Raw genomic sequence first — 2043 nt, forward strand, 5'->3', positions numbered from 1 at the left:
GGGAAGACGCCCGGAACTGATCCGTACGGGGTGTGGTGTGGCTGACAGTTCGGCCCGTGGAAGAAGTGATGCTTCGGCTGGAGGAGTTGCTGTTCCCGTCGATATCCGACGTGGTGGTGCTGTCCGTGGCCGTGAACGACGAGGCGGTTCACATCGAGGCCCGAAGCACGGTGGCTGGGGCTGTCTGTCCCGGATGTGGGGTCTGGTCACGGCGAGTCCACAGCTCCTACCTGCGGTTTCCCGCGGATGTGCCCAGCGGAGGCAGACGGGTCGCTCTGTTTACGGGTCCGGCGGTTCCTCTGCCCGGTCACCTCGTGCGGGCGGCGGACCTTCGCCGAACAGCTGCCAGGTTTGACTCGTCGGTACGGCCGGCGGACCGAGCGCCTGCGGTCGACGCTGGCCGCAGTGGGCCTCGCGCTCGCCGGCCGGGCCGGTGCCCGCATGGCGAGAGTCTTCGGCGTGTCTGTCAGCCGGAGTACGGTGCTCAGGCTGGTCGAAGCGTTGCCCGACCCCGAAGTTCCAGCGCCGCGGGTGGTCGGCGTCGATGAGTACGCGACCCGCAAAGGCCGCCACTACGGGACCGTCCTGGTCGATGTCGAAAGCCGGCGTCCAGTGGACCTGCTGCCCGACCGGGAGGCGTCCAGCCTGGCCGCTTGGCTCGCGAAACGGCCAGAGGTGGAGGTGGTCTGCCGCGATCGAGCACCGTTCTTCGCCGAAGGCGCCACAGCCGGGGCACCGCAGGCGGTGCAGGTGGCGGACCGGTGGCATCTTTGGCACAACCTGAGCGAGGCCACAGAGCGGTGCGTCGCAGACCACCGCGGATGCCTGCAGGTTCTGGCGCCAGATCAAGCCCAGCCTGCCCCCGGTCCGGAGAAGTTCGAAGACCCCTCCGGCTCGCCCTGGCCGAGGGGACACCGCTTCGCTGACCGCACCCGCGTCAACCACGCGACCGTCCACGAACTGCTGGCCGCCGGGCTCAGCCGGAGGGCGATCGGCCGCAACCTCCGGATGACCTCCCGCACCGTCAAGCTCCTCGCCGACGCAGCCACCCCGGAGGACCTGTTCCACGGGCAGTGGCAGGGCCGGCCATCCAAACTCGACGCCTTCAAGCCCTACCTGGACGACCGCTGGAACCAGGGCTGCACGAACGCCTGGAGGGTGTGGGAGGAGATCGTGCCGCTCGGCTACCAGGGCAGCTACCAGCGGGTTCGCGCCTACTTCCGGGAGAAGCGGCTCTCGCCGGGCCCCGTCACAGCCCGGCCACCGTCACCCCGTGTCGTCGCCGGCTGGCTCCTTCGCCGGCCGGAGACCCTCAACGAGACGGAGAACCTTCGACTCAAGGCCGTTCTGGTTCACTGTCCCGAACTGGACGCCCTGACCGGCCACGTCCGCTCCTTCGGCCAGATGCTCACTGAGCGCCAGGGCGAACGGCTGCCGCAGTGGCTCGATGCCGTCCGGCAAGATGACCTCCCCAGCCTCCACACACTCGCCGCGGGCATCGATCGTGACCGCGATGCGGTCATCGCCGGCCTCACCCTGCCATGGAGCTCAGGCGTCGTCGAAGGCCACGTCAACCGGATCAAAATGCTCAAACGCCAGATGTTCGGCCGGGCCGGCTTCACCCTTCTCCGCAAGCGCGTCCTGCTCTACTCGTGATGCACAAGTCAGACCGCATCATCAAGAAGTCCGAAGCCTTCCGGAAACCCTTCCAAGAACTCCCGGCGGGCGGGGTCGGACTCGGCTTCGGCCATCGTCCCGAGCAGACCGATCAGTTCGCTCCGTTGCTCGCTCGACAGCTTGCTGACCAGGTGGCCGACCCCCTCCAGCACCTTGACGGCGTCGTCCGGATCCATCTGCTCGTCCTCGCTGCCCTCGACGAACCAGAGGACATCGACCAAGGCCGCGGCCAAGGCGTGAGTCAGAGACGAGTACACGGGCATGAAGGCGGTCTCCCAGCAGATCACAGCAGCAGAGTCCGGCCATCCCACCACACACCGCTGACATCACACTCAGTCAGCCCTCCACGGAAAGTGAGCCAGAACC

The 2043-nt window shown here is 67.7% G+C and carries 2 protein-coding genes; one reads left to right on the plus strand and one right to left on the minus strand.

Translation table 11 applies throughout. The annotated features are described in order from the left end of the window. Positions 1-246 precede the first annotated feature (246 nt). The gene (locus tag ACZ7FF_RS44895; protein ID WP_470820537.1) at positions 247-1656 is read left to right on the plus strand and encodes an ISL3 family transposase; all 1410 of its coding nucleotides are present in this window, start codon (positions 247-249) and stop codon (positions 1654-1656) included. 8 nt (positions 1657-1664) lie between these two features. Here ACZ7FF_RS44895 and ACZ7FF_RS44900 read toward each other — a convergent pair whose 3' ends face one another. Beyond that, positions 1665-1964 carry a hypothetical protein gene (locus ACZ7FF_RS44900; protein WP_470820539.1) on the minus strand — a complete coding sequence of 100 codons (300 nt, stop codon included), beginning with the start codon at positions 1962-1964 and terminating at the stop codon, positions 1665-1667. Between the last annotated feature and the right edge of the window lie 79 nt (positions 1965-2043).

The sequence above is a fragment of the Streptomyces sp. NPDC037126 genome (assembly GCF_055605965.1).